At 53.4% G+C, this 19962-nt stretch carries 16 protein-coding genes and 1 tRNA gene; 7 read left to right on the top strand and 10 right to left on the bottom strand.

Going from position 1 to position 19962, the window contains the following annotated elements:
- Nucleotides 1–107 precede the first annotated feature (107 nt).
- The 4 genes from KKG35_10325 to KKG35_10310 form a co-directional block, all read right to left on the bottom strand.
- The gene (locus KKG35_10325) at nt 108–932 is read right to left on the bottom strand and encodes an NAD(+)/NADH kinase (GenBank protein ID MBU1738524.1); all 825 of its coding nucleotides are present in this window, start codon (nt 930–932) and stop codon (nt 108–110) included.
- Nucleotides 929–1756, bottom strand: a complete 828-nt coding sequence (locus KKG35_10320; GenBank protein MBU1738523.1) for a pyrroline-5-carboxylate reductase — start codon at nt 1754–1756, stop codon at nt 929–931. Before KKG35_10320 ends, KKG35_10325 begins: the two co-directional genes overlap by 4 nt.
- Before the next feature lie 201 nt (nt 1757–1957).
- Nucleotides 1958–2992 carry a tetraacyldisaccharide 4'-kinase gene (gene lpxK, locus KKG35_10315; protein ID MBU1738522.1) on the bottom strand — a complete coding sequence of 345 codons (1035 nt, stop codon included), beginning with the start codon at nt 2990–2992 and terminating at the stop codon, nt 1958–1960.
- Nucleotides 2992–4290, bottom strand: a complete 1299-nt coding sequence (locus KKG35_10310) for a 3-deoxy-D-manno-octulosonic acid transferase (protein ID MBU1738521.1) — start codon at nt 4288–4290, stop codon at nt 2992–2994. Before KKG35_10310 ends, lpxK begins: the two co-directional genes overlap by 1 nt.
- A gap of 80 nt (nt 4291–4370) precedes the next feature.
- Here KKG35_10310 and KKG35_10305 point away from each other — a divergent pair, with 80 nt between their 5' ends.
- Entirely contained in the window at nt 4371–5114 is a 744-nt protein-coding gene (locus tag KKG35_10305; GenBank protein ID MBU1738520.1) for a 16S rRNA (uracil(1498)-N(3))-methyltransferase, read from the top strand.
- 11 nt (nt 5115–5125) lie between these two features.
- Here the strand turns inward: KKG35_10305 and murJ are convergent, their stop codons facing one another.
- Nucleotides 5126–6706, bottom strand: a complete 1581-nt coding sequence (murJ, locus tag KKG35_10300) for a murein biosynthesis integral membrane protein MurJ (protein MBU1738519.1) — start codon at nt 6704–6706, stop codon at nt 5126–5128.
- 353 nt (nt 6707–7059) lie between these two features.
- Here murJ and fusA point away from each other — a divergent pair, with 353 nt between their 5' ends.
- Nucleotides 7060–9129: an elongation factor G gene (gene fusA, locus KKG35_10295; protein MBU1738518.1), complete on the top strand. Its 2070-nt coding sequence runs from the start codon at nt 7060–7062 to the stop codon at nt 9127–9129.
- A gap of 99 nt (nt 9130–9228) precedes the next feature.
- Here fusA and purM read toward each other — a convergent pair whose 3' ends face one another.
- Complete coding sequence (gene purM / locus KKG35_10290; GenBank protein MBU1738517.1) at nt 9229–10299, bottom strand: phosphoribosylformylglycinamidine cyclo-ligase; 1071 nt, start codon at nt 10297–10299, stop codon at nt 9229–9231.
- Nucleotides 10300–10757: 458 nt separating this feature from the next.
- Here purM and KKG35_10285 point away from each other — a divergent pair, with 458 nt between their 5' ends.
- The 3 genes from KKG35_10285 to KKG35_10275 all read left to right on the top strand — a co-directional run bounded on the left by KKG35_10285 (nt 10758) and on the right by KKG35_10275 (nt 12515).
- Nucleotides 10758–11411, top strand: coding sequence for a zinc ribbon domain-containing protein (locus KKG35_10285; GenBank protein MBU1738516.1), 654 nt, complete (start codon nt 10758–10760; stop codon nt 11409–11411).
- A gap of 95 nt (nt 11412–11506) precedes the next feature.
- Nucleotides 11507–11583: transfer RNA gene (locus KKG35_10280), tRNA-His, on the top strand.
- A gap of 764 nt (nt 11584–12347) precedes the next feature.
- Nucleotides 12348–12515, top strand: coding sequence for a hypothetical protein (locus KKG35_10275; GenBank protein ID MBU1738515.1), 168 nt, complete (start codon nt 12348–12350; stop codon nt 12513–12515).
- A 42-nt stretch (nt 12516–12557) separates the two neighbouring features.
- On the opposite strand, the gene KKG35_10270 is transcribed toward KKG35_10275, so the two are convergent.
- Nucleotides 12558–13421 (bottom strand): tetratricopeptide repeat protein, encoded by an 864-nt coding sequence (locus KKG35_10270; GenBank protein ID MBU1738514.1) that lies wholly within the window; start codon nt 13419–13421, stop codon nt 12558–12560.
- Between the two features lie 353 nt (nt 13422–13774).
- Here KKG35_10270 and KKG35_10265 point away from each other — a divergent pair, with 353 nt between their 5' ends.
- On the top strand, nt 13775–15253 hold the full coding sequence (locus KKG35_10265) for a ketol-acid reductoisomerase (protein ID MBU1738513.1): 1479 nt from the start codon (nt 13775–13777) through the stop codon (nt 15251–15253).
- Nucleotides 15254–15362: 109 nt separating this feature from the next.
- The gene (locus KKG35_10260; GenBank protein MBU1738512.1) at nt 15363–16283 is read left to right on the top strand and encodes an HD domain-containing protein; all 921 of its coding nucleotides are present in this window, start codon (nt 15363–15365) and stop codon (nt 16281–16283) included.
- Nucleotides 16284–16491: 208 nt separating this feature from the next.
- On the opposite strand, the gene KKG35_10255 is transcribed toward KKG35_10260, so the two are convergent.
- From KKG35_10255 to KKG35_10245, 3 genes are all read right to left on the bottom strand, one after another.
- Nucleotides 16492–18255 carry a chloride channel protein gene (locus tag KKG35_10255; GenBank protein ID MBU1738511.1) on the bottom strand — a complete coding sequence of 588 codons (1764 nt, stop codon included), beginning with the start codon at nt 18253–18255 and terminating at the stop codon, nt 16492–16494.
- An 85-nt stretch (nt 18256–18340) separates the two neighbouring features.
- On the bottom strand, nt 18341–19531 hold the full coding sequence (locus tag KKG35_10250) for an HD domain-containing protein (GenBank protein MBU1738510.1): 1191 nt from the start codon (nt 19529–19531) through the stop codon (nt 18341–18343).
- Between the two features lie 26 nt (nt 19532–19557).
- Nucleotides 19558–19950 carry a response regulator gene (locus KKG35_10245; protein MBU1738509.1) on the bottom strand — a complete coding sequence of 131 codons (393 nt, stop codon included), beginning with the start codon at nt 19948–19950 and terminating at the stop codon, nt 19558–19560.
- Nucleotides 19951–19962: the final 12 nt, after the last annotated feature.

The raw sequence follows: 19962 nt of genomic DNA, 5'->3' as shown, positions 1-19962 counted from the left end.
GACTTCTGGCTTCTGGCTTCTAATCATGGAATGCCGCCATGGCTTGGGATTATTTTATGACAGCAAACCAACATCTTAGGCAAGTCAGAAAGTTGAGAGAGTAACTGTCAGTCGGGAATGGTCCTCCCGCCCCAGTTCAGTTTGCTGCGCAGGATCTCGAAATATCCCTTGTGCGGTGAGCAGACGAGCCGGAGCGGGTTCTCGGCCGCCACCACCTCAAGATGATCGTTCTCCGACATCTCCCAGGCGGAAGCGCCGTCGACAATCACCTTCACATCATTTACCGGCCCGGCAAGCCTGGTCTCCAGGGACAAGGTCTGCGGCAGCAGAACGGGGCGGCTCTCCAGCATGAAAGGACAGATCGGGGTCAGAAGAATCGAATGCATCCCCGGATGGACAATCGGTCCGCCGGCAGAAAGGTTATAGGCCGTGGAGCCGGTCGGGGTTGAAAAGATCAGCCCGTCGGCCTTGTAGGAGGCGATAAACTCCTCATCGGCCCAGGCCTCCATCCTGACCAGCCGGTCCACATTCCCCTTGCTGATCACGATATCGTTTAAGGCATAGCGCCATTCGGAATCACCACCGGCGCGTCGCAATCTGGTTTTGAGCATCAGGCGGTCTTCAATGACCGCCGATCCGGAGAGAATCTCTTCAAGGGCCTCATAGCGATTACCGACTTCCACCTCGGTCAGAAAACCGAGGCTGCCCAGATTCACCCCCACCACCGGAATTCTGAATCGGCTTGCCTGGTCCGCAACATGGAGAAGAGTTCCATCCCCGCCCAGAATCACCAGAATATCCATATCCTGGTCGATGCGGTCGATACGCGCCTCGATGGATTTGTCCCTGAACCAGCCCGCCATCTCAGCACCGATGCGGCTCGTTTCACTGGAATTCTGCTTGAGAATGATACCTGCCTTTCTGATCTTCATTTTTCCTGAGCCTGACGCCCGAGTTCCCGCGACCGGTTGGTGGCCGCTTCAACCGCATCCATGAGGATGCCGCCGAGCCCGGCTTTTTCAAGCTCTCGCAGGCCGGCAATGGTTGTCCCGCCCGGAGAGGTCACCATGGCCCGCAACTGGGCCGGATGCTCCCCGGTTTCCATGGCCAGGCGGGTGGCCCCGAGAACGGTCTGCAGGGTGAGAGTCACCGCCACCGGACGGGCCAGACCGACCTTGACCCCGGCATCGATCAGTCCCTCAATAAAGGAAAAAACGTAGGCCGGACCACTGCCGGAAAGACCGGTCACCGCATCCATGTCCTTTTCAGTCAACACAACACTCCGGCCCACCGCGTCAAAAAGAAGTCGGGCGGTTTGCAGGTCATCCTCCCCGGCCAGGGTTCCGCCGCACAGGGCGGAGGCTCCCTCCATGACCAGGGCGGGAGTGTTCGGCATCACCCTCACAACCCGGCAACTGCGACCTTCCAGGCAGGACTCAAGAATATCTATTGAAACACCGGCAGCGATGGAGATCACCAGATGATCACTTGTGAAAAGCCCTTTATTTGCGGTTAAGAGGCCGTTCACAACCTGGGGCTTCACCGCGAGGATGACAATCCCGCATCCGGTAACCGCAGAGGCCTGATCGGAGACCTCGATCCCGAACTTATCCGCCAGCACCTGCCGCCTTTCGGGAGCAAGATCAACTGCGACAATCTGCGCTGCTGTTACCAGCCCTGCCTTGAGTATGCCGCTGATCAGGGCCTCGGCCATCATCCCGCCGCCCAGAAAACAGATTTTCCCTTCAATTTTCATAAATCATCTCCGCATGAAAACATATCGATTAATTTGCACAGATAGTAGAGGATAAAGGCCCGGATGACAAATTAATTTTGTCGGTCTCGTAAAAAGCCACGAGACGGGCGGCCAACGCCATCCGGATCAGTGATTTGTCGCCGGCCGATCCGGACGTAGAGGACTTTCTGCGAATGCATCAATTTTCCGAAAAAAAACCGGTTATTTCAGAAGATTTGACACAAGAAAAGGCTCCAGTCCGAGAGGCAGTTTCAATGCGAGCGGCAAAGCGTAGACGGCAACGTCACCACTGATATCCTTCAGTTTCACCAGATCTTTCTCGGTGGTCAGCAATGTGCGACCGCAGGCCTTCCGAGCCAGCTTTTCAAGATCACCGGCGGTGTAGGCATGATGATCCGGGAAGGATTGAAATCCGGCGATCTCATAGCCGCTCCGCTTAAGGCTCAAGCGGAAACTCTCCGGATCAGCCAGACCGCAGAAGACAAAACACTTTTCACCAGATTGCAGGGTGGTCACCGCCTTGCCATGGATATCGACCGGGGTGCCCAAACCATACCCGATTTTAAAGATCGGTCGCCCTGGAAATATCTCGGCCAGGTATCCGGCAAACTCTTCAACCCGGTCAGCAGACAACTCATCGACTCCGTTAATGACAAAGGCGTGGGCCCGGGCAAGGGCGGAAATCGGCTCACGCAGATACCCGCCGGGGAAAACTCTGCCGTCGCCGAGAAGAAACGGGGCCTTGAAGAGGACCAGATCAAGGTCACGCGAGAGCGCCAGATGCTGAAAACCGTCATCCATGATGATCAGATCGGCGCCCAGCTCTTTGACCGCGTAGGGACCGGTAAGCTTTCTTTGCGAACCGGTGACGACCGGAATCCCCGGCAGGGATTCCGCGAGCAGCAAAGGCTCATCTCCAGCCTCTTCCGCATTCAGGAAGATTTTCGCCCCATCACTGACCAGATTGACATCTCCCCGGGCCCGCCCACCATAACCACGGCTGATGATCGCGGGCTTTTTCCCCTGCCGCTGCAGGAGTCTTGCAACCGCCATGACCATCGGGGTCTTGCCGGAGCCGCCCATGGTCAGGTTGCCGATACTGACAACCGGAACTTCAAGTTTGATGCTGGAAAACACGCCGGTCCGGTACGCCGTCGCCCGGACCTTCATGAGAGCGCTGTAAATCGGGGAAAAGGGGTTGCCGAACAGTGCGGCCATTCGTGGGATGCCGCTCATCAGGGGTTTCCCCCGGCAAGGATTTGCTCGACAAGTTCAAGATGTTTTTCGGTGACTCCCTGCATGCTTTTAACAAGCTCGGCACATTTCATTCCGGTACCGGAGGCAGCGAGATCATCGGAGAGCCAGTCACCGAGGGTGTGGTCAATCTCCTCAACCCTGGTCACAACCTTTGCCCCGCCGCAGTTCACGAGATCCGCTGCGATCTCCTGAAAATCTTCCATATGGGGTCCGAAGATCACCGGTTTGCCAAGTGCTGCCGGTTCAAGCGGATTATGCCCCCGTTCCTGAACAAGGCTGCCGCCGACAAAGGCGACTGTGCAGAGTTCGTAAAAACCGGCAAGTTCTCCCAAGGTATCAAGGATCAGCAGATCACCGGCAAGGTCGCCTCCTTCGCTCCGGCGCACCGCCTGAAAACCGCTCTTCGCGGCAAGTGCGGACAGCTCCCTGCCGCGTTCCACATTCCGGGGCGCGATGACCAGGTACAGGTCCGGAAACTTCTTCCGCAGCCTGGCAAACGCGGCCAGGAGCAATTCCTCTTCACCGGTATGGGTCGAACCGGCGACCCAGATCGTTTTCCCCCCGGCGGAATCGGCCGGATCATTTGCCCCCTTCCCGGTCCTGCCGCCACCCGCGAGACCATCATATTTCAGATTGCCGAGGGATCTGATCTTCCCCTCACTAACCCCCAGTTCCATCATTTTCCGTTTTTCCGCATCGGTCTGCAGGGTCAGGTAATCAAAGGTGGAGAGCATCGGTGCGAAAAAGAATGCGAGTTTCCTATAGTTGGCAAACGACTCTTCACTCATCCTGCCGTTCACCAGAATCGATCTGATCTTATGGCGGCGGATCGAGCCGAGAAAATTCGGCCAGAGATCGGTCTCGACCAGCACAAAGAGATCGGGATTCACCGTCTGCACAAACTTCTCCGTACTCCAGAAGAGATCCAGGGGAAAAGGGATGAAAGAATCCACGGCATCTTTAAATACCGAAGCGGCATATTCCTCACCGGACCGGGTGGATGCCGAGAACAGGAGAACCGCATCGGGATACTTCTTCCGCAGCCCGTTCACCAACGATCTGGCGGAAGACACCTCCCCTACCGACAGGGCGTGAATCCAGATCCGGGGCGTGCCGGAGGGGAGGCCTAAAACCTTATCCGCAAGACCGAACCCCAGCCTCCGCATAAGACGCCCTTTGTATTTCGGAGTCAGATAGACGTAGACCAGCAGCACTGCCAGACATGGCAGGCAGATGACCGGTATCGCAATCAGGAAAAGGTTGTAAATGATCAACATGGTGCTATGGTCAAGCCTGTTTGTTCTGTTATAGTCGGTGTTCGCTGGTCATAGTAACATTTTACCGGAAACTATAAAGCATGAATCTGATCCTTCTTGAGCAGAATGAAATAAACGGCACTTCAGTCGTTCTGGCCGACAGACGGGCAAAACATCTGAGGAAAGTCCTGCGGGTTCTGCCCGGCGACACGGTAAGAGTCGGGATCGTCAACGGCCCGATGGGCTCGGGAACTGTCAGGGAAATCGATCAAGAAAGAGTCGCTCTTGATCTCGAAATCGGGGTGATGCCGACAGCCCCGCCGCCGCTCTGCCTCGTCCTGGCCCTGCCCCGGCCGATCATGCTGAAAAGGGTTCTGGCGCAGGCAACTTCTCTCGGGGTCTCCGAGATCCACCTGATCATGGCCGGCCGGGTGGAGAAGAGTTTTTTCAAAGCCTCCCTGCTGGAAAAAGAATCTCTCCGTGACTGCCTGAAGCTGGGGCTGGAACAGGCGGTGGACACCCGGCTGCCAATCATTCAGGTGCACCGGAAATTCAAACCCTTCGCCGAAGACCTCCTGCCGGAGATTGCAGCGAATTACCCGATCAGATTGCTGGCCCATCCCGATCCGGAGAGCGGGGAACCCCGGCCGGTTTTCGCAAACCGGGAAACTCCGGCCCTGGTGGCCATCGGCCCCGAAGGCGGCTGGGTTGATTTTGAGGTGGACCTGTTCAGAAAGCAGGGACTGGAAACATTTTCTCTCGGCCCGAGAATCCTGCGGGTTGACACGGCCGTCCCCGCCATCCTTTCGCAAATCTTGCTTCTGCGGGAATTGGCTGCAGATTAGAATCCGCCGGACTAACGCATCCTGCTCCTGAAACTTTCCACCATCATCCGCAATTCCGGAAGTTTCAGGAAATAAAGAGCAACTCCATAGACCAGGGCTCCGCTGCCGACCTGGACCACAACCTCAATCAGATTACGGAAAACGCCTCCGCCTGCCATAAATCCGCCCATCCCGTAGAGCCAGAGAACCATGACCGCGGTCGCCAGGACAACCTTGAAGAACCCCTGGAAGAGATAGGAAAGGGAGAATCCTTTGAGCTTGCAGTGCAGGATTGTGAAGAGGAAAAGGAAGTTCACGGTCATCGCACAGGAGATCGACAGGGCCAGGGCCCGGTGCTGCAGATGATCGATGGCCAAGAGCACCACCAATACATTGACCCCCACCGCCAGAAAACTGCCGAGCACCGGGTATCTGGTCTCGTTGATATTGTAAAAGACCGGCGCCGTTACTTTGACCGAGGCGTACGCCGCGAGACCCAGGGCATAATAGGCCAGGGCCTCACCGGTCATCGTTGTCGAATACGGATCGAACCGGCCATACTGGAAGATCAGCCGGATCACCGGTTCGGCAAGCATGATGAGCCCTGCCGCCGCCGGGATGGTCAGACTGAAGCCCATGGTGAGGGTGGACACATATGACTCCTTCAGCGCGTCCATACTGCCCGATGCGGCCTGACGTGCCATCACCGGGTGGGCGGCAATGGAGATCGCCACTCCGAAAACACCTAAAGGAAACATGAAGAGACGGAAGGCGTAGTTCAGCCAGGAGAGACTTCCTTCCTGCAATGACGAGGCGAAGAAGCTGTTGATGAAGATATTCAACTGTAAAGCGGCAAGCCCGGCGACCGCCGGGACCATCAGTTTGAGAATTCGCCTGAGACCGGGATCAGAAAGATCAAGCGCGGGTCGAAACACAAAACCAGCTTTCCTAAGGGATGGAAATTGGCCCACCAGCTGCAGGCCCCCGCCGATCAATGTTCCCAGGGCCATGCCGACGATGGCCGGTTGACCGATGGCAGGCATCAGGAGGGCCAACCCGACCCCGCCGACAATGGAGCCCATATTGAAGAAACTGGAAGCGAGAGAAGGCACAAAAAAATACCCCCGGCTGTTCAAAATGCCCATGCACACCGAAGACATCGAAATCAGGATCAGGAACGGAAACATGATCATCGTCATCAGTCTGGTGAGTTCGACCTTTCCCGGCACATTTTCAAACTCCGCTTCAACCATCAGTCGGACAATGTTTTCCGCCTGCCAGATCCCGAGGAGCGTAATGATGCTCAGGAGAATGAGAAAAAAAATGATCACGTTCCCGGCCAGGCGCATGGTCTGCTCTTTATCCCGATTCGTATCATAATCGGAAAAGACGGTGACAAATGCCGCAGAAAGAGCGCCCTCCCCGAAAAGATCACGCAGCAGGTTGGGAATCCGGAAGGCGACCACAAAAGCGTCATAGGCAAAGCCTGCACCGAAGAGAAAGGCGAAGACCTGTTCACGGACCAGCCCGAGAATCCGGCTGCACATCACGGCTCCGCTCACCTTCCCGGCGGAACGGGCAATCAGCCCGGTATCTTTTGCTGGTTCTTTCATTGAAGCCTGTTGATCAAGTGTTCCTAAAGAGGTCGTAAGCAAACTTATCAGCTTAACCATCCGTTGACAACAGCGATGACGTAAACCGGCCACGAAAGAAGCAATCATCGCCACTTTTTCCGGATCACGACTCGACACCGGTTTGCAAGCCGCCAACCCCGGAAATTTTTCCCGGAAAAGAAAATTTTCCTTTGCGATTCAGGCTCCTGATAGTAAAAAGTAGTCTTTGGAACTCCTTGTCGGGCGTAATCCCTGCGGCATATTCCCCGGCTTTCACAGGTGAGATCAGACTAAGAAAACACATTACTTTCGGGATATAACAGTCATCTAATTCACACATAGCGGAGGCATACATGCAGGACATCACCCTGGTTCGGAATGTTGCGTTATTCGGTCACGGCAAAAGCGGCAAAACATCTCTGGCAGAGGCCATGCTGTACACCGCCGGCAAGAATACCAGACTCGGCCTGGTTGATGACGGATCCTCGGTTATGGATTTCGACCCGGAAGAAATCTCCAGAAAAGCAACAATCAACAACTCCTTCAACCAGCTCTCCTGGCACAAACACGCAATCTACATCATCGACACCCCCGGGGATGACAATTTCCTCAATGAATCAATGTTCGCAGCCAGGGTTGCCGATTCGGCGATTTTCGTCGTGGAAGCTACTTCAGGAATCAAAAGTCAAACCGAAAAAATAGCATCCTTCGTGAAAGAACAGAACCTGCCGACCATCATCTTTATCAACAAAATGGACAGGGAACGCGCCAATTTCGAGAATACCGTTGCCGAGGTAACAAGTGAGCTTCCTTTCAAGACTGCGGTGGTCCACCTCCCCATCGGCGCTGAAAACAACTTCAAAGGCCTGGTTGACATTCTGAAACAGAAGGCTTTCATGTTTGATGGGAACAGCGGCAAAGTGACCAAGGCGGAAATTCCCGCCGGGATGGCCGACGAGGTTGCCATCTACCGCGAAAGCCTGATGGAGATGGTTGCGGAAACCGATGATGAGCTGATTGAAAAATTTCTCGAAGAAGGCGAACTCTCCGACGAGGAACTGCAGATCGGCCTGCGGGCCGCAGCAAGATCCGGTGAAATTTCTCTGATCACCGCAGGTTCCGCAACCGGGAACCTTGGTGCCTCACTGCTCCTTGATCTGATCAATGACTATCTGCCAACCCCTTCAGACAGACCGGCGGTGGTTGGAACGAACCCCGAAACCGGAGACATTGTCGAGCGCAAACCAGCTCCGGACGAACCTTTTTCAGGTCTGGTGTTCAAGACCATGGCTGATCCATACGCGGGTCGCTTGACAATCTTCAAGGTGGTCTCGGGAACCTTGAGGGGAGACTCCTTTCATAATTCCACCAAGGACAAGTATGAAAAATTCGGCCAGCTTCTGGTCATGGAAGGCAAGGAACAGAAACCTATCGACGGTGCCGGGCCCGGCATGATTGTGGCGGTTGCAAAACTCAAAGAAACCGTCACTGGCGACACGCTTTGTGCCGCAGACCACAAGATTCTTTTCGAAAAACTTGTCCCGACCCCTCCCAACATTTCCTACTCCGTCACCACTGAAAACAAAAAAGATGAGGAGAAACTTTTTGCCTCGATCACAAAAATGCTCGAAGAGGATCCCACGCTCTTCCTCACCCGAGATCCGCTGACCAGGCAGACCCTGCTCTCCGGTGTCGGCCAGGTGCACCTGGAGGTAATTGGGGACCGGATCAAGCGTAAATTCGGGGTCGAGATGAAGCTTGAGATCCCCAAAGTTCCATACAAGGAAACGATCAAAGGCAAGGCAAGGGTTCAGGGCAAGCACAAGAAACAGACCGGCGGTCATGGCCAGTTTGCAGACTGCTGGCTCGAAATCGAACCGTTACGAAACGGAGAGATGTTCGAATTTGAAGACAAGATCGTCGGCGGAGTCATCCCCAAAGGGTATATCCCGGCCGTAGAAAAAGGTGTCCTCGAAGCGATGGAGAAGGGCATCATCGCCGGTTACCCGGTGGTCAACGTAAAAGTGGCCGTGGTCGACGGCTCCTACCATGCGGTTGACTCTTCAGAGATGGCTTTCAAGATTGCCGGCTCACTTGCTTTCAAAAAAGGCGCTCTGGAGGCAAAGCCGGTGCTCCTTGAACCGGTCATGAACATGACGATCATGGTGCCCAAAGACTGTGTCGGCGATGTCATCGGCGACCTGAACGGCAAGCGCGGCAAGGTCATGGGAATGGATTCCGAAGGCAAACATGAAGTGATTACCGCCCAGGCGCCGATGGCGGAAGTACAGCTCTATGCTCAGGATCTGACTTCCATTACCGGCGCCCGCGGCTCGTTTAAAATTGAATTCTCACATTACGAAGAAGTCCCCGGACATATGGCCGACAAGATCATCGCCCAGGCCGGGGTTGAGAAAGAATAATCCGGGAAGAACGGCCGGCAAATCAACACCTGCCGTTACCAGAACAAAAAAAAGCTCCGGGAGTACCGGAGCTTTTTTTATTAGATTTGAAGCAGCGGATCAGGCGAAATTGGCCCCACAATCGATTTCTACCGGATTGTCACCATCCCCTTCCCGGGTTGCAATCTCTCCGATGGTAAAGGTGGTTTCACCGAGAGCTGCCAGTTGAAAACAGATATCCTCGGCCTGCTCTTCCTCAACCACCAGCACCATCCCGATCCCGCAATTGAAGGTCCTGAACATCTCCTCCGGGGAAACATTGCCGTTTTTACACATATAGCTGAATACCGGGGGAATCGCCCAGCTGCCGCTCTCGATCACCGCCTTGCAGGTTTTGGGGAGAACCCTGGGAATATTGTCGAAAAAACCGCCGCCGGTCACATGGACCATCCCGTGAACCTTGAAGTTCTTGATAATATTCAGAAGCGGGTCGACATAGATGCGGGTGGGCTTGATCAGCTCTTCACCGACGGTACACCCCAGTTCTTCGATGTGGTCGTTGACCCCGAGACCTTTCTCATCGAAGAATATCTTGCGAACCAGGGAGTAACCGTTGCTGTGGACACCGCTTGATGCGAGCCCGATTATCTTGTGCCCCACCCTTATTCCCGAACCATCGATGATATTGTCCCGCTCGGCGATGCCGACCGTAAAACCCGCCAGGTCATACTCTCCTGGTTTATAAAGCCCCGGCATTTCGGCTGTTTCACCGCCGATCAGAGAACATTTGGCGATCTTGCACCCTTTGGCAATTCCTTTTACAACGTCGGTTGCCAGATCGGTATCAAGCTTGCCGATGGCAAAATAATCGAGGAAAAAAAGGGGCCTGGCGCCGCTGACAATCACGTCATTCACACACATGGCCACAAGATCAATACCGATGGTATCATGTTTGCCGCAAAGCTGGGCAACTGTCAATTTGGTGCCAACCCCATCGGTGGATGAGACCAGCACCGGATCTTTATAGCGGTCCCCGCCAAGGGCAAACAACCCGCCGAACCCGCCGATATCGGTCAGCACCCCTCGCTGGAAGGTGTCCTTGACCAGCGGTTTAATCCTTTCAACAAAGTCATTGCCTTTATCAATATCGACGCCGGCTTCAACATATCGAGACTTGGTATTTTTTTCCATAATTCCTAATTGTTCCAGATAGTTATTGAACCTGTCGCCGGATCGATAAAACCGTGCGACACAGAGAAAACTGCATTTTTTAATGGCCGGACCGGCAAAAGTCAAACAGTTTTACAGCCTGAAACTAAGCACATTAAATGATTCTGGTATATAACTACCACAACCTGAGGAGAGTTCATAGTGAGCCGTTGTATTTCATCAATATTTTTCCGTGGTCCCGGAATCCACAAAAATATTCCCCGGAAAGAGCCGGTTCGTGGTCATGCCCGTAATGATGAGTAAACCGGCTGAAGAGAACCACAACTCCGATTAATATTTGCCTGCTCCATTGACCGATTCCCTAATCTGCATTACCTTTGTGACCCTCAATTCAGCTTCTTACCGCTCAGCTGACATTCGGGCCCGGGGAGTATCCCTGCCGCCCCGTTTCATTACCCGGAGGCACACTCAACATGTTTATGGACGAACGCTGTTACGAAATAGCAAGGCAGAAACACATCTGCCCGCACTGCAAAGAAGAACTCTCCTGTTGCCGCACTCCGCCATACCACGTTGGTGACGGACTTGGCTGGGGAACCGAAATATTCTTCATCTGCCTCAATGACGAATGCAAGATATTCAACGGCAGCTGGGACGAGTTCGAAGAGCGTTACGGCCATTCAGCTTCATGCCGCTACATGCTTCTGCCCAACGAGACAAAAGGCGGCCCGATGATGGTCGGCAGCAAGGTCGCCTTTACAGGATTTATTATTGATCCCGATGAACTCGATCAATCAAACGAACGTTACCAGAAGGAGAAAGAGGCCGTCGCGCAGCTTGCCAGCTGTGTCGCCGAAAAGAACCTGAGCCCGGTAATCCGCCTGATCATCGATGAAGAAGCCAATCTTGAGGCCCGCAACCGCGCCTGTGACCTGCTGGCTGAGTTGAACGATCTCGACTGTATCGATCCGATCCGGGGGCATGAGTTCCGACATACGGAAATCGGCCAGAAAGCCAATATTGCCATCTCTACGATCCTGAAAAATCACAACCGCAAGGAATGTGAATTCTGCGCCGAGATCATCAAGGCGCAGGCCAAAATCTGCAAAGAATGCGGCAAGGAAGTCGGCTGAAAACTTTGCGCCGGCCATTTGCACAAGGGTGTGAGTTAGCTCTTGCCAAAAAAGAAGCGATCTAGTAAATAGTTCCAGCTGCAAAACAACGCATGGTGGGTGTAGCTCAGCTGGTTAGAGCACCTGGTTGTGGCCCAGGAGGCCGTGGGTTCAAATCCCATCACTCACCCCAGAAATTTCACGGGTCCCTGATTTCAGGGGCCCGTTTTTGTTTGCCCTGAGTGACTCATGAAAAGCGATATCGAACTGATCTGTATATACTGTTCCGGACAGGCCTTCATCAAAGGGCGCTGAGCAAATGCCGGAGTCGTCTGCAAGGATTGCGGACAGGAAAGTCGTACCGAAGCATATCTGGACCAGATTGACGCCGTAAAAAGAAAGTGGTGCGAAAAGATGGTTGATGATTGACCGACGAATACCTTTTCGGGGATTTCTGCAACAATTCCTGAAAGGACATCCCAATTTTCCTGGCCGGTTCTTCAGCTAACTACCCGCAACCTTTCCCGCTTGATATGAACATGCCAGGCGAAACTCATTCTCTTAGCCCGAAGTATCACGCTATCCGCTATCTGCCGCGGGAAGCTTCAATCACCGCCGGCGCTTGGCACAAACCTCCCCTAACAACATTTCCAATGCCAAACCCGACCCTGTTTCCCGGTCCCTTGGCAGCCAGACCTCCACGCCAACATGAAAAAACGGATGTCCCCTTTTCAGTTCTGCCGGTTCAAAAAGAGGTATAACTGGTCTATTGAACTCATACCGAAAATCATTTTCCAGGATATGGATGACACCAATCTTTTATTCAGCATGCAAAAAAAAATATTGACCTGACATTTTTTTTATTCCCATAATAAGTTAGTTGTCAGGAAACGGTTGTCAAAGTGGATGAACTGAACCCCTGAGCATCAAGAGAATTTGCGGAAAATGGAGAACGTTATGGAAATCATGTGTTGCGGATGCAACCATATCAAGAAAGGCAAAAGCTGGAAGAAACAGCTGCCGGACAATCGCAAACAAATCACCCATGCCTATTGCCCGAAATGTTTCAGCAAGGTGATGAAGAAAATTCACTCCCGTTTTGTGCAGCAGGAAGTTGCCGTCTGAACTGCAATATTTCAGATTTGTTCCGATACCACTTGATTGACGTCAATAACTTTTCCCCTTTGATTTCAACCACAATCTGGCCTTGCCGTTCCCCTGCCTGGCGGAATCCTGGATCAATTCAACCCCTTTTCTTTTGTCCCCGATTTCCAGATAAACGCGCCCCTTCTGGAAGAGCGCTTCAGCCGCGGTCGGCTTCAATTCAAGGGTTTTGTTGAAATCAGCCAGGGCCAGATCAAATTTCCTGCTCGAGCGGTATGCCTTCCCCCGCATCAGGTAGTTATTATAGCGCGGGTCCATCTCTATGGCCTTGCTGAAACTTTCAGCAGCCTCGCCAAACTTCTCTTCCCGCATCTGGTCCATGCCTTTTTCAAAGGCGCCGAGCGAATCGATTACTTTAGCCGCCTGCCGGTAGTCACGGTTGATGGCGATCAGGTCATTCTGAGCTGCAGCCATCTGCTGCTTCAGGTCCTCAATCCTGCTGACGGCTTCGTTGTTCATGCTTTCCAGCTGTTTAATCTTTTCCCCGCCCTCGTCACTTTTGATCAGTTCGCTGATCATCCTTGCCACCGAGTCAGGATCGACCTCGACCCGGGCGGTGAGCGAATAGCTCATGCCGTCCCATTTTTCATCAATGATCTCGGTCTTCACCACTCCGGCGCTTAAGGTTGTCACCTCGTCCCTGGTAAGCTGCAGGTTGACCACTTCGGTGTTGCTCTGCACATAGGTGCCGAGTCTTTCCAGAAGGAGCTTTTTGACCTCAAGAAGAGATATGGCCCGACAGGTGAGCTTGCTGTCTGCCTCGCCGGCATCATAGACATATCTTTCTTCAAATGAGACGACGCTGGCGGAAGCAATCATCGGGGCCGGAAGAAGACAGCAGAGAAAGATCATAATTTTTCCAACCATATTGGACCCTCATGAATGGATGAAGAGGAACGGATAAAAATAATCAGGGTATGTTCAAATGTTAGTGAAATATGACCAGGGATTCAACTCATATTCAACGCAACCACTTACCCGAAAAATGTCATAGCAGGACAAAAGTATCGGACCCTGCCATTTTTTCCGACAGCGGCGCATATATTGTTTACTGTTGACGCTCATTCGGTTATATAAATTGGTTTCCCTGAATAAAACCCGGGTGAATAAAAACACTCCGGACGGGAAGCTCAACTGATCGATTCATTTTATTAAATATATTGCCCCGCTGAACACCGATTACATTTGCGCGGTAACACCATCTTTACTGGAGGCACCCCATGGGTCTTACATTCAAGACAGAGGTTTTTGACACCGAAATAATAAAACTCGCCGAAACCGAAGAAATGGTCGTGGTCGGCGGCCGGGACAAATTCCCCCTGCTGCCCAAAGCCTTCGCCGGAATCAAGCAGATCGGCGTAATCGGCTGGGGCTCCCAGGGTCCTGCCCAGGCACAGAACCTGCGTGATTCGCTTGAAGGCACCTCCGTCAGGGTCAAAATCGGTCTTCGTGAGGGAAGCTCTTCCATGGCCGCCGCCCGTGAGGCCGGTTTCACTGAAAAGAACAATACCCTCGGCGAAATGTACCAGGTTATCCGCGAGTCAGACATGGTGATCCTGCTGATCTCGGATGCCGCTCAGGCCGAAAATTACCAGCAGGTCTTCGATAATCTGAAAGATGGCGCGACCCTTGGCCTTTCCCACGGATTCCTTCTCGGTTATATCGAAAGTATCGGCAAGAAGTTCCCGCCCAATGTCAATGTGGTCGGAGTCTGCCCGAAAGGGATGGGGCCTTCCGTTCGCCGCCTGTACGTTCAGGGCAAGAAAGTTAACGGCGCCGGGATCAACGCAAGTTTCGCCATTGAGCAGGATGTGAACGGCAAGGCCACCGAGCATGCACTCGGCTGGGCGGTCGCCCTCGGTTCACCCTACATGTTCATGACTACTCTCGGGTACGAGTTCAGGAGCGACATCTTCGGCGAGCGCGGCATCCTCCTCGGCGCCGTCCACGGGATCGTTGAAGCGCTGTACCGCCGCTATGTCATGGAAAAGGGGATGGATGAAACGGCAGCCTTCATCGCCACCGTCGAGAACATCACCGGACCGATCAGCAAGACCATTTCCCATGAGGGGATCATCGCCGTCTACAACAAGCTGAACGCTGACGACAAAAAGGTGTTTGAGCGGATCTACTCTCTTTCCTATGGTCCGGCCTTCGATATTCTTCTTGAGATGTACGATGAAGTCTCAAGCTGCAACGAGATCAGAAGCGTGGTCATGGCCGGCCAGAGACACAAACGTTTCCCGATGGGCAAGATCGACGGCACCAGAATGTGGCAGGTCGGCGAGAAAGTTCGGGCCAACCGGACCGAAGCAGAAATCAGGATCGATCCTTTCACCGCAGGGATGTACTGCGCAACGATGATGGCCCAGATCGATCTTCTGATCGAGAAGGGGCATTGCTTAAGCGAGGTTGCCAATGAGTCGGTCATCGAGGCCGTTGACTCGTTGAACCCCTATATGCATCATAAGGGGGTGGCCTTCATGGTTGACAACTGCTCAACCACCGCCCGCCTCGGTTCACGAAAATGGGCGCCGCGCTTCGATTACAACCTCTCCCAGCAGGCTCTCTGTGAGTATGACGCCGGCAAGGGCGCCGATGCCAAGCTGATCGACGCCTTTAAAAACCACAAGATCCACGGTGCTCTGGCCACCTGCGCCACCATGCGCCCGTCGGTCGACATCGCCTTCCTCGACTGAGATTTCAATTCACAATTAACAAAAAATGCCCGGATCAACATGGTCCGGGCTTTTTTTTTTTGCTTTCCATAGTGGCAACTCTGTCCCATAAAGAGTAAAAAAAACCATCATGAACCCGTTGTCATTCCTGATCATATCAGCTGTCGTCGTCGGCAGCCTTTTTCTCGGCGCAGCTCTCGTCATCCAGTTACGTTCCGTTGATGATATCCCTAAAAAAATAGTCGTTAAATGGCAGCTGATCTCTGTTCTGATGGGATCTTTTCTGATCGGCTATCTTCTTTTTCTGGCAATCCAGATCTTTCACGCCGATTTCCCCCTTGAGGTGCTTACTTCCGCCGTATTTTTCGGCGGCGGCCTCTTTGTCTTTGTGATCACCCGGATTACTCTCCACTCCCTGAGTCAGATTGCCGAAAACGAACGGCAATTGAAAAAAATCAATCTTGAACTTGAGCAGAGCAACCTTGAACTGACCAAAGCTTATGACACAACCATCGAGGGCTGGGGACACGCTCTTGAACTGCGGGATCGGGAAACAGAAGGTCACAGCAAAAGGGTGGTCAGAATGACGGTTGATATCTGTATAGAATTCGGGATGACCGAGGAGGAGCTTGTTCATGTCACCCGCGGCGCCCTGCTCCACGACATCGGCAAGATGGCGGTACCCGACACGGTGCTGCTGAAAGAAGGTGAGCTGACCGGTGAAGAACTTGCGCAGATGCACAAGCACCCCCTGTATGCCTACGAGATGCTCTCAAAGATCGAATACCTGAAACCGGCCCTGGACATCCCCTATTGCCATCATGAACGATGGGACGGCACCGGCTACCCGAGGGGCCTGAAAGGCAAGGAGATTCCACTGGCGGCCAGAATATTCTCGCTGGTAGACACCTGGGACGCCCTGGTCAGTGAAAGGCGCTATCACGAGCCCTGGTCGAAGGAAAAAGCCCGGAAACATATCCGGTCACGCTCCGGCACCCATTTTGACCCCGAAGTGGTGGACGTATTTTTACAGATGGATTGTTGTCATTGAAGTGAAGAGTGAAGAGTGAAGAGTGAAGAGTGAAGAGTGAAGAGTGAAGAGTGAAGAGTGAAGAGTGAAGAGTGAAGAGTGAAGAGTGAAGAGTGAAGAGTGAAGAGTGAAGAGTGAAGAAGACTCGCCCATCGCTTCCCGGCTGTCAAGTTTTTTTGACAACTGCTTGAAATCATTAGATAAAAAACCAACCTTGCGCGCACATCTTTTATTTTAACTGCAGGGCGGATTTCTTCTCGCTGATCCCCCGTTTCAGAACTTCCTGATTGTATCGACTGATCACGTCGCGCCGCTTCAGCATCCCGACAACCCAGCGGTTATCGGTCGCCTCGACAACCGGCACCTCTTCAATCCCCTTCAGATCAAAAAGGGTCATCGCGGTATAGAGATTGTCATCCGGGGTGAGAACAATAACATCCTTTGAACAGACGTTTCCCACCAGGGCTTCCATCCGCTGCTCTTCATCGTGCAGGATCCATTTCACATCCTGCATGGAGATAATCCCGGTCATCCGGCCGGTCTCGTCGATCACCGGAAAATAGAAGCTGCGTTCGGCCATCCGGAAAATCGCCAGCAATTGATCGATATTGGCTTTTTCACTGATAAAATCCACATCTTCGGTGATTTCCGCGCCGACCTTGATCGATTTCATGATCGCCATCTCCATCCCCTCGTGGATGTCAATGCCTTCCCGGCTGAAATCAACGGTGTCGATGGAATCTTGATTGAACTTCGAAGCGACCACGGTGCCGATGATACTGGTCAGCATGATCGGGATGATGATCAGATAGTTGCCGGTCATTTCGAACAGAAGAAAGATTGCCGTGACCGGGGCATGGGTGGAGGCAGCGAGAAATGCCCCGATCCCCACCGCCGCGTAGGCGCCCGGATTGGCCGTGAGTCCGGGCAGCAGTTCGTGGGCCACCCCACCGAAGGCGCCGCCGATCACTGCTCCGATAAACAGCGCCGGGGCAAAAACCCCTCCGGCCCCTCCTGAACCGAGGGTAATGGCGGTGGCGACGATCTTCATGAAGATCAGGGCAACCATCACCCAGACCACCCCGTTTCCAAACAGGACACTTTCAATATAATGGTAGCCGTCACCCATGATCTGGGGAAAGAAGATCGCCAGACAGCCAACCAGAAAGGCGCCGAAGATCGGTTTGAGTTGCGGATGAATTTTCAGCTCCGCAAAGCGGTCCCTGATCGCATAGAATATCCTGATATGAAAGACCGCGATCAGACCGATAATCACCCCCATCAGGATATAGAGGGGGATTTCAACCATCGGATTGATCAGATGATAGTCGGGAATCGGAAAAGCGGGGGACTCTCCGTAATAGGCCCGGGAAATAACCGTCGCGATGGCCGAAGAGATCACGAGGGCCGCAAAGGAGGAGACTTCATAACTGCCGAGCAGAACTATTTCGGAGGCAAAAAACACCCCGGCGATGGGGGCGTTGAACATGGCGCCGACACCTCCGGCACAGCCTGCGGCAATATAGACCTTCATCCTGGCCCCGGACATCCGGAAAAACTGGCCCACCTGGGAACCAAGGGCGCCGCCGACCTGGGCAATCGGCCCTTCGACTCCCGCCGAGCCTCCGCTGCCGATAGTGAGGGCGGTGGAAAGAATTTTGACAACGATGGTTCTGAACTTGATGATCCCGCCCTCAAGATTCACCTTGCGCAGGAACTTCGGGAATCCATAGCCATTGACCTTGCCGGGATACATCAGGGAAAGAGGAATCAGCAGGACCATCCCGGCCATCGGCACCAGTGGCAGAAGCAGAATGTGCCAGCCGCCAAGGGTTGCCAGGGCGTGGCCCGGGACAAAAATCATGTCATGGACGATTTCGGTGACCGTCCGGAAAGCGATGTTGGCAATACCGGCCGCAACACCGATTGCCGTGGCGATAATCACCATCAGGGAGTTTTCCCCGGGCAGGAATTTCTTGAGCCTGCCCGGCAAGGTCAGGTCAAGGGTGGTGATATTTAATACTTTGCCGACCTTCATAAGACTTCCATCGTTCCAGACTTCAGATCATTTCTGGCACTCAACCCGCAACCGGTCTGACCACCTTCCGCGGCACCCGGCATCCAAGCTCGGCTGCCCTGACCAGCAGATATTCGTCGGTCATGCCGGAAATAAAATCCCTGACCTTGACCGCAGGACCGAAGCTGTCCAGATACTCTTCTCCCATCCCGGAAAGAAACTCACGGTAAATCTCCGTGTTCTTTTCACCCCGACGGACATCGTCCAGATATTTCGTAAAAAGTGCCTGATAACACGAGGCAATATCATTGAACCCGGCCTTTATAACAGGATTTAAATAAATTCGCTCGTAATTGAACCTTTTCAGTTTCGCAAGAGCTTTAGAAATTTCCGGACTTAAGGATACTCTGTCTTCACGGCAACCGTTTCTGATCAGATCGGCAACCAGTCGATAGACCATGGTGCCGTTGGTCGGCCCGAGGACTTCGACGCACTCTTCAGGGATATCCTCGCGGCTAATCAGTTCCAGTTCGATAGCGTCTTCGATGTCCCGCCCGATGTACCCGATCGTGTCACACACCCTCACCACACACCCTTCAAGAGTCATCGGCACCCTCTGCTCCGGGGTCAGCGGCACCTCATCTTTCTGGGAGACGATCCGGTCAATTTCTTCAAAGCCCCTTGTCCGATATGGTCGAAGGGCATCGCTGTGGGTTTCGCCATCATGAAACAGGATGCCGTCCAGAACCTGCAGAGAAAGATTCCAGCCCCGCCCGCCCTTTTCAATCCGATCCATGAAGACCACCGACTGGATATTGTGGTGGAATTCAGGGATCCCATGGGAGAGACACAGGTCCGACAAGAGCCGCTCGCCTTCATGCCCGAAGGGCGGGTGGCCAAGATCATGGGCCAGGGCAATGGCCTCGATCAGGTCCTCATTCAGACCAAGGAAGCGGCCAACCGTCCGGGCGATCTTGGAAACCAGCTGCACATGCAGAACCCGGTGCGAGATATGATCGTTGGTGACCAGCGAAAAGACCTGGGTCTTGTCGATATATCTGGTATAGGCCCTGGAGTGGAGGATCCGGTCGCAGTCAAGCGAGAATGACTGGCGATGCCCCGCCTTTTCTTCGGGACGACGTCGGATGGAATCCCGGCTCAAGGTGGCAAAAGGGTGCAGTCGAACCGATTCCTGTTCATCAAGAATATCACGGAGAGCGGCAAGCTCATGATCAGGAGTGAAATCAATCATGTTCAAAGTTAAGAAGAGGTCCTCGATCAGGAACCGGCGGATTGGCGTAAATCATACAGTTCGACTCCATCACAAAGCAGTTTTTTCAATATCCCCGGATCCCATGGCTTGACAATATAGCGGTCGATCCCCTTTCTATTCACCTCAGCCAGAATCAGCTCCACATCGGCATGACCCGAGAGAATCATCCTGACAATCTTCGGATTGATCTCTTTTGCCATTTCAAGAAGTTCGAACCCGTTGGTCCCCGGCATTTTCACATCGGCGACAATAACCTTGCATGGCATTCTGGCCAATACTTCCAAAGCCTCGCTCGCCGAACCGGCTGTGAGCGCCGTTAAATCCTCATCCATCAACTCCCGCCTCATGGCCGCCAGAATCTTCTCGTCATCATCTACAAACAGAATAATATCTTCCATAATTATTCCCTC

It is taken from the genome of Pseudomonadota bacterium (assembly GCA_018823285.1).
Taxonomy (GTDB): Bacteria; Desulfobacterota; Desulfobulbia; order Desulfobulbales; family JAGXFP01; genus JAHJIQ01.
The sequence above is the reverse complement of the archived record's forward strand: the minus strand, read 5'-3'. Positions and strand labels throughout refer to the sequence as shown.

What these genes read in the sequence shown, in the direction of transcription:
- KKG35_10260 (MBU1738512.1), top strand. Translation starts at nt 15,363, where the DNA reads ATGAACCCGTTGTCATTCCTGATCATATCAGCTGTCGTCGTCGGCAGC.
- KKG35_10285 (MBU1738516.1), top strand. Translation starts at nt 10,758, where the DNA reads ATGGACGAACGCTGTTACGAAATAGCAAGGCAGAAACACATCTGCCCG.
- murJ (MBU1738519.1), bottom strand. Translation starts at nt 6,706, where the DNA reads ATGAAAGAACCAGCAAAAGATACCGGGCTGATTGCCCGTTCCGCCGGG.
- KKG35_10250 (MBU1738510.1), bottom strand. Translation starts at nt 19,531, where the DNA reads ATGATTGATTTCACTCCTGATCATGAGCTTGCCGCTCTCCGTGATATT.
- KKG35_10325 (MBU1738524.1), bottom strand. Translation starts at nt 932, where the DNA reads ATGAAGATCAGAAAGGCAGGTATCATTCTCAAGCAGAATTCCAGTGAA.
- KKG35_10270 (MBU1738514.1), bottom strand. Translation starts at nt 13,421, where the DNA reads ATGGTTGGAAAAATTATGATCTTTCTCTGCTGTCTTCTTCCGGCCCCG.
- KKG35_10310 (MBU1738521.1), bottom strand. Translation starts at nt 4,290, where the DNA reads ATGTTGATCATTTACAACCTTTTCCTGATTGCGATACCGGTCATCTGC.
- lpxK (MBU1738522.1), bottom strand. Translation starts at nt 2,992, where the DNA reads ATGAGCGGCATCCCACGAATGGCCGCACTGTTCGGCAACCCCTTTTCC.
- KKG35_10305 (MBU1738520.1), top strand. Translation starts at nt 4,371, where the DNA reads ATGAATCTGATCCTTCTTGAGCAGAATGAAATAAACGGCACTTCAGTC.
- fusA (MBU1738518.1), top strand. Translation starts at nt 7,060, where the DNA reads ATGCAGGACATCACCCTGGTTCGGAATGTTGCGTTATTCGGTCACGGC.
- KKG35_10320 (MBU1738523.1), bottom strand. Translation starts at nt 1,756, where the DNA reads ATGAAAATTGAAGGGAAAATCTGTTTTCTGGGCGGCGGGATGATGGCC.
- KKG35_10245 (MBU1738509.1), bottom strand. Translation starts at nt 19,950, where the DNA reads ATGGAAGATATTATTCTGTTTGTAGATGATGACGAGAAGATTCTGGCG.
- KKG35_10275 (MBU1738515.1), top strand. Translation starts at nt 12,348, where the DNA reads ATGGAAATCATGTGTTGCGGATGCAACCATATCAAGAAAGGCAAAAGC.
- KKG35_10265 (MBU1738513.1), top strand. Translation starts at nt 13,775, where the DNA reads ATGGGTCTTACATTCAAGACAGAGGTTTTTGACACCGAAATAATAAAA.
- purM (MBU1738517.1), bottom strand. Translation starts at nt 10,299, where the DNA reads ATGGAAAAAAATACCAAGTCTCGATATGTTGAAGCCGGCGTCGATATT.